The sequence below is a fragment of the Izhakiella capsodis genome, from assembly GCF_900115045.1.
GTDB classification, from domain to species: Bacteria; Pseudomonadota; Gammaproteobacteria; order Enterobacterales; family Enterobacteriaceae; genus Izhakiella; species Izhakiella capsodis.
Genome location: NZ_FOVC01000003.1, coordinates 331730 through 339167 on the forward strand (window position 1 = coordinate 331730; position 7438 = coordinate 339167).

At 47.5% G+C, this 7438-nt stretch carries 5 protein-coding genes; 3 read left to right on the top strand and 2 right to left on the bottom strand.

Translation table 11 applies throughout. The features are described 5' to 3' along the window. The first annotated feature begins 99 nt into the window (after nt 1–99). From iclR to BM191_RS07560, 3 genes are all read left to right on the top strand, one after another. Nucleotides 100–930: a glyoxylate bypass operon transcriptional repressor IclR gene (gene iclR, locus BM191_RS07550; RefSeq protein WP_092876733.1), complete on the top strand. Its 831-nt coding sequence runs from the start codon at nt 100–102 to the stop codon at nt 928–930. Between the two features lie 717 nt (nt 931–1647). Then, complete coding sequence (locus tag BM191_RS07555; protein WP_092876735.1) at nt 1648–2331, top strand: helix-turn-helix transcriptional regulator; 684 nt, start codon at nt 1648–1650, stop codon at nt 2329–2331. An 8-nt stretch (nt 2332–2339) separates the two neighbouring features. Then, nucleotides 2340–3641: a cytosine permease gene (locus tag BM191_RS07560; RefSeq protein ID WP_092876737.1), complete on the top strand. Its 1302-nt coding sequence runs from the start codon at nt 2340–2342 to the stop codon at nt 3639–3641. A gap of 471 nt (nt 3642–4112) precedes the next feature. On the opposite strand, the gene aceB is transcribed toward BM191_RS07560, so the two are convergent. Next, complete coding sequence (aceB, locus tag BM191_RS07570) at nt 4113–5714, bottom strand: malate synthase A (RefSeq protein ID WP_092876741.1); 1602 nt, start codon at nt 5712–5714, stop codon at nt 4113–4115. Between the two features lie 256 nt (nt 5715–5970). After that, the gene (gene metA, locus BM191_RS07575) at nt 5971–6900 is read right to left on the bottom strand and encodes a homoserine O-acetyltransferase MetA (RefSeq protein WP_092876743.1); all 930 of its coding nucleotides are present in this window, start codon (nt 6898–6900) and stop codon (nt 5971–5973) included. Nucleotides 6901–7438 lie beyond the last annotated feature (538 nt).

A 7438-nucleotide genomic window follows, 5' to 3' on the forward strand; every position in this document is an offset into this window, starting at 1 on the left:
ATCAATGACCGCTCTCTCATCTGACCAGTCAGCCATAGATTGCAATTCCCCTCCACTAAACGAAAATGATTTCCACTAAACAAATTCAGGAGATGTGCCATGGCATCACCCGCTCCCGCAAAACGCGGCAAAAAACCACGCTCTGCACCGCAGGCACAACAGCCAACCGGCCAGGTTCAGTCACTGACCAGGGGTCTGACTCTCTTAGCGTTGATTGCTGAAGCGCAGAGCAGCATCGCGCTGACTGAACTGGCTCAGCAGGCCGGTCTGCCAAACTCAACCACGCATCGCCTGTTGATGACCATGCAGCAGATGGGGTTTGTGCGTCAGGTTGGCGATCTTGGACTCTGGACCATTGGCGCCCGGATGTTTGTCATCGGCAGCAGCTTCCTGCAAAGTCGTAATCTGCTGGCAATGGTGCATCCGATGCTGCGTAAGCTGATGGAGGACTCGGGTGAAACGGTCAATCTGGCGGTGCTGGATTACAGCGATTATCAGGCGGTGATTATCGATCAGGTTCAGTGTCACCAGCTAATGCGCATGTCGGCACCCATCGGCGGCAAGTTGCCGATGCACGCTTCTGGCGCGGGTAAAGCTTTCCTGGCCAATCTGAGTGAAGAGCGGGTTTCAGCGCTGCTTCATCAGCGCGGATTGCGACACTTCACGCCGCGAACCCTGACCGCCCCACAGAATCTTAAAGCTGACCTGGCACAGGCACGTCGTAGCGGTTTCGCTCTGGATGATGAAGAACACGCGCTCGGCCTGCGTTGCATTGCAGCCTGTATCTACGATGAATATCATGAACCCTATGCGGCGATATCCATTTCTGGCCCGGCCTCACGTATCACGGATGACCGTATTACCGAGCTTGCCGCGCTGGTGATTAAGGCGGCGAAGGAAATTACTAAGCAATATGGTGGGGCGAGTTAAGTAACCCCCTGGTAAATGGCAAGAGCAGCAATAGCCCCTTCGTTTTTAACGGAATTACCCCAGGTAAGGTTGTTAGAAATACTTACCTGCATATCACTAAGTTTAATCAATATGTGATGATAAAGAAGAGATATGTATCACCCTGATTCCTATATCTTTATACATAATAATCCTTATAAATTGTATATATTCCCTGGTGTTAGCTTATTAAATTGACGCCGAAGATACAATTTCTAGTTTTCATTAGTCAAAGGCGCTGGTGTAACCAACTCTAAACTTAATTTTTTTAGTTGAGAAACAAGAGATAAATCGACTCTTGCTTAATTTACTTCTATATGGTAAGGAACTAAGTATTTATGAATGACTTCATTAAGTCAAGACTTAATTCAAATTTTGAACCAAGTAAAAAAATAAAGTACCCATCGGTTAAAAAGAATCTGGTCAAAAAACATTCAACCCTCAGAGCGAGTTGCAGAGTTAAAGTCGTTCTTAATTAGCGCTTGATCCCCTCTCATTTATCGGCTAATACCGTTCTGGCATTCAGTTTTTTGGGAAACACTCCATTTAATCAAATGCAGATAGCTTATACATGGTATGTAATTGACACGAGATTATTTTTTAACAAAATGAGGTCGTTGGTTAAGTAGGGCAGCCGGTTTCAGAACTCTGATTCATTGATGGATCATTATTTTAGATGCTCAGCAGGATTGAATATTTATGGTACGACCCAACAATTCCTCTATAAATCATCTGGTCACCATGATAAATGCCTTCAGCGATCCTTGGGGCCTCAAGGCACCCGATTCAACGCACATATTTATGAATAAGGAAGCTCGTCGCTTTACAAATACACCATTGTCTTTTGATGTGGAAGGCCGTAGAGATGGCGAGTTCCCTGCAAGTTGGGCTGAACTGGAAGGTGAGTTGATTGAGCACGATCACCAAATGTTAAGCACCGGGAAATCGTCTGCGGTAATCGAAACACATTATTGGTTTGGTTCAAAGTTTTTAATTCCATACATCAGTGAGAAACACCCTGTATACAATGATGCTGGTGATTGCATTGCCATACTTTGGTGCGCCAAGCCAATTTTGGCAATCGATTTAGTTACTATCATCGAAAGCAAGAGCCCGGGAATCATCACCACTACCTTGAACTGCGATCTGTTTACCGAAGCGGAAAATGAAACTATTTTCTATCTTATGCGTGGTTTATCAGCCAAAGAGATCGCCCGTGTAAGAACAAACACGGTGAAAACTATCAACAACCGTATTCAGAATATTTTTCAGAAAGCCGATGTTCATTCGTTATCTCAATTGAAAGCCTTCTGTTATGAGCATGGCTTCGCTAATTATTTGCCACCAAAACTCTTAAAGAAAGGCATTACTCTAATTAAATAAGGATTTTTATGCTCGCGGGAGAAAATTATACCGTCAGCAGGGTACCGGTCACAAGGAGAATGCCCTTCTTCAGCCTGGCGCTAATCCATATGGGAATGCTGACCGCGCTGGATCAGTTTATGCTTGGGGCCGTTCTTGGTCATTCAATGACGATAAGAGACGCATTTTTGGCGATTAGCGCTGCCAGCATCATCTTTTTCGTTGCCACTTTTGGTCTCGGCTACGCCGGTATGAAAGAGGGATTATCAGGTAGCATGCTATCCCGTTGGTGCGGATTCGGCCGCATCGGCTCTGCGCTTGTTGGTCTGCTCATGGCGGTTAGCCTGATGGGATGGTTCGGTGTGCAAAATGCGGTGTTTGCCCGCTCTTTAAGCTTTTCCCTTGGCGGCATACTGAGCTTCAAAGCCGCGGCGGCACTCTCTGGAATTTTTCTGACATTATTGGTTGCCTTCGGTATCCGCGCGCTGCGTTTCACCGCCAAAATCGCCGTCCCGCTGTTTTTAATTAACGTAGTCTGGATAACATCCATTGTACTGGCCAAAGGCAGCCCTGCGCTGCCAGCAGCCTCAGAACAACAGTTAACGCTCAGCGCGGGGATTACGCTGGTCGTTGGTGGCGCTATTGTAGCCAGTCTGATTACGCCTGACATTACTCGCTACAGTCGCAGCAAATCATCTGTGCTATGGATGGTTTTGCTAACCATATTCCTGGGTGAGTATGTCGTAAATGGTCTGGCGGTATTTCTGGCAATGAAACTGAATACGCCCGATGTCGTGACCATTATGTCACAAGCTTCAGCAGGTGTTGGCCTGCTGGTTGTGGTTTTCTCTTCGCTGAGGGTCAACGATCTTAATCTCTATTCTTCATCACTGGGCGTGGCAAACTTTATTGAAATAGTCAGTGGTAAAAAATCGTCATACCTGATTCTGACGCTGGTAATCGGCATCCTGAGTACATTGCTATCGGTATTTGGCATTCTCGATCGGTTTGTCGATTTCCTGACGCTATTAGGCATCTTTTTCCCACCTGTGATTGGCGTCATGCTAACGGATTATTTCATTCTGCGCACCCACCGTGGCGAACTTGAAAAATCACGTCAGAAAGGTGAGCTTCCCGCTGATGCGCCGCTAATTGGCACCTGCGCTATTGTGACATCAGCCGCTGGTGGTATTGCTGGTTACGTAATAAGCCAGGGCGTACCTGCACTAACCTCTCTGCTCGTCGGCAGCCTGGCTTATGGCATTCTGAAATACATCGCCAGCCGACTAAAAATGTCAGAACCACGAAAAGATGCAGAACCCGTACAATAAACTTTCACGCCTTGGCAAAGCAGCAATAAGTTCATTCCTGCGAGCATACACCACAGTATGTGATCAGGGTTGTAGAAGCCATCCAGAACAATCCGCGTGAATAAAATGAAACAACCGCTGACACCGCCGACATCTTTGTTATGCCTGTTACGCTACTGCTGCTGGATATATGTTGTCATTAACCGGGATCGGGCAGCCCTGAGTACGGACTTTCTGAGAGTCTTCCAGATGTTTATCCAGACAGAAATACAGGTAATGAGGTAAAAGTTTCGGAAATATCGGCATTGCCAACCGCTTGATGTCATTGCCGTACTCTTCAGTTTTGCCAGATTGAAGGCTGCATACGACGAGCAACGCAACGATATCATCTGTTCGGCGCTGCAGGGACGGATAATCCCGGACAGCGCGTCTGCTGTCACTCACTGCTAAGCGGTGCGATTCAGTCAGTACGCGCGTTGTGGGCATACTTCATCAGGCCAGTAAGCGATAGCCGGGCAGGGTTAAGAAACTGACCAGATCGGGCGAAGTGGTAATGGTTTCCATTAAATGTGACGCTTCGTCAAAACGCCCCTGCCTGAAGCGAGATTCACCAAGTTCCTGCAGCAAAACCTGTAGCTCTTCGGCCAGCATCTGACGAAAAAGGTCAGGAGTGACGGTTTTACCGTTAGATAATGTTTTACGATGATGGATCCACTGCCAGATAGAAGTACGGGAGATTTCCGCAGTGGCCGCATCCTCCATCAGACCGTAGATTGGCACACAGCCGTTACCATTGAGCCAGGCTTCAATGTACTGTAAAGCCACGCGTATATTAGCGCGCATCCCCTCTTCTGTTCGCTCCCCTTTGCAAGGTTCCAGGAGCATCGACGCGGTGATAGTCGCATCGTCCGCACGATTCACATCCAGCTGGTTTTTTCTGTCTCCCAGCACACGATTGAACACCTCCATCGCGGTTTGAGCCAGTCCCGGATGTGCAACCCAGGTGCCATCATGTCCGTTATTCGCCTCACGCTGTTTATCCGCAGAAACGCGCTCAAGCACCACGCGATTATGCTCAGGATCTTTCACAGGGATCAGTGCTGACATCCCCCCCATCGCAAAAGCGCCCCGACGGTGACAAGTTCGGATCAGCAAACGGGAATAGGCGTCCAGAAAACCTTTATCCATGGTGACCGACTGGCGATCGGGAAGTACGCGATCGGAGTGGTTCTTTAGCGTCTTGATATAGCTGAAAATGTAATCCCAGCGACCACAATTAAGGCCGACGATGTGATCGCGCAGGTTCCACAAGATCTCATCCATCTGAAAAACTGCGGGCAGCGTTTCGATCAACAACGTGGCTTTGATTGTTCCACGTAGCAGAGCGAAGCGATCTTCCGCGTAACTGAATACTTTGTTCCACCATGCAGCTTCCTGCCATGACTCCGTTTTTGGCAGATAAAAATAGGGGCCGCTGCCCTTTTCTAACAATCGATCCACGTTGTGGAAAAAGTACAGGGCAAAATCGAACAGGCAGCCAGGCACCGGCTTATCACGCCACAAAACATGTTTCTCCGGCAGATGAAGACCGCGTACGCGGCATATTAATACTGCCGGATCGGGTTGAAGCTGATAGATCTTACCATCATTGCTTGTATAGCTGATTGTACCGTTAACCGCATCGCGTAAATTAATTTGACCTTCAATAATTTTCTGCCAGCTAGGTGCCAGAGAATCCTCAAAGTCCGCCATAAATACGTCAACGTCAGCATTAAGAGCGTTGATGATCATCTTGCGCTCGACCGGACCAGTGATCTCGACGCGGCGCTTTTGCAGATCATCGGGGATACCGCGAATCTTCCAGTTTTCCATTCTTATGGAAGCTGTTTCCTTATCGAATCCAGGCAGCCCACCGGCGTCAATTCGTCGTTGAGTCTGTTGGCGTGAAGCCAGTAGCACTTCACGCTCGGGAGCGAAATGCTCGACCAGCTCACGCAAAAATTGAATGGCGTTATCAGTAAGAATTTTTTGCTCATCCTGACCTGCAGCCTGTAAAAATACCAATTCATCGTTGCTAATTGCTTGTTGCGTCATCTCTCGCTCCTCTACCTGTCAGGAAGAAAAATTGCCGGTTCATCTCAGCATCAGCTATGAAAAATAGCTGACCTTTAAGATCTCAAGCATAACGATCGAAATGCTAAAATCAAAAACTATTTCCATTTTTGATTTCGATTCAACATAAGAGCATGTTTAACATAAATTTCTTTTTTAAATAACACCCTATCTATATCAACAGGATTGCAGGGCATAAAAAACCGGCTGTCGCCGGGTCATAGAGACAGAACTCTAATTACTCCAGAGTGGGATTCATGCGCCGCAGATCGTATGGTGTGATTTGGTAGACGAAATAATTCAACCAGTTTGAGATTAGCAAATTGCCGTGGCTACGCCAGCTAGCGCACGGTGGAAGCTGCGGATTATCCTGCGGGAAATAATGATGAGGAATCTGCGGAGTCAAGCCGACCTCACAGTCCCGATAGTACTCGTCGGCAAGCGTCCGCGCATCGTATTCCGGATGACCCGTAACAAATGCCATACGCTTGTCTCTTGTCCCCATAAGGTAGCTTCCAACCTGTTCCGCTTCGGCAAATATTTCCAGGTCAGTGTAATCACGAATAAGCTGGGTAGGGAAGTCAGCATAGCGCGAATGCGGTGCGAGGAATGTATCATCGAATCCGCGTGTCAGCAGGGCATGTGGATGAAGGATATGATGCTCAAAAACACCGCTGAGCTTATTCTGGCGGGTTTTTTTGGGAATACCATAAAGTATATTCAGCGCGGCTTGTACAGCCCAACAGACAAACAGCGTTGAGGTTACATGTTGCCTGGCCCAATTGATCACCCTTGCAATCTGCGGCCAGTAGGCAACATCACAAAAGTCAACCAACCCAAGCGGCGCACCAGTAACGATCAGTCCATCATAATTCTCTTCCTGAATATCTTCAAAATTACAGTAAAAGGTATCCAGATGCTCAACGGGTGTATTACGCGTTTGTCGGTTATCAATACGCAGCAGTTGAATATCGAGTTGTAGCGGTGAATTTGAAAGCAGCCGCAAAAACTGGTTTTCCGTTTCAATTTTTTTCGGCATCAGGTTGAGTAAAAGCACCTTGAGCGGACGAATTTCCTGCATCTTCGCACGTGAGGACGTCATGACAAAGACATTCTCATTACGCAAAAAGTTTACCGCAGGTAATTCATCAGGAACTCTTATTGGCATCGTTGGGGAACCTCAGCACAGCCACTCTTACGTTTAGACATTCAGATGGCTAAAGATACGCACTAAACTATTCAATGTCGAGAGTTCATTTGTTGATTGAGAATGTTTCACCAGGCGCAGATTTTAACATGTGCAGGTCAATATAGCCCATTATGAGCGTGCCGTCGCTAGCTGGACCATCGAGGGGATCAGCTGCCTTTCCATACGCATCACACCTGCCAGACCAAACTTTCCTGGAAATAAGGTATTTCCCTGCATTTTGCCTTTTGTGAACACAGCCTACGGATAGTTGCTGTGGTTGGTGATGGCAGTGGAGAAAATACCAGACAAACTGCAAAATACTCTGAGGCAACTATAGAAAGATACAGATAGTAGGTTCATTCTGACAGGGTTACTCTGAGTCTCTTCCCCTGCTCAACACCCCATGCCCGGATGACGCCCATAAAAAAACCCCGTGCGCAGGCACGGGGTCTCTTCTTCTGTTTGATGCCTGGCAGTTCCCTACTCTCGCATGGGGAGACCCCACACTACCATCGGC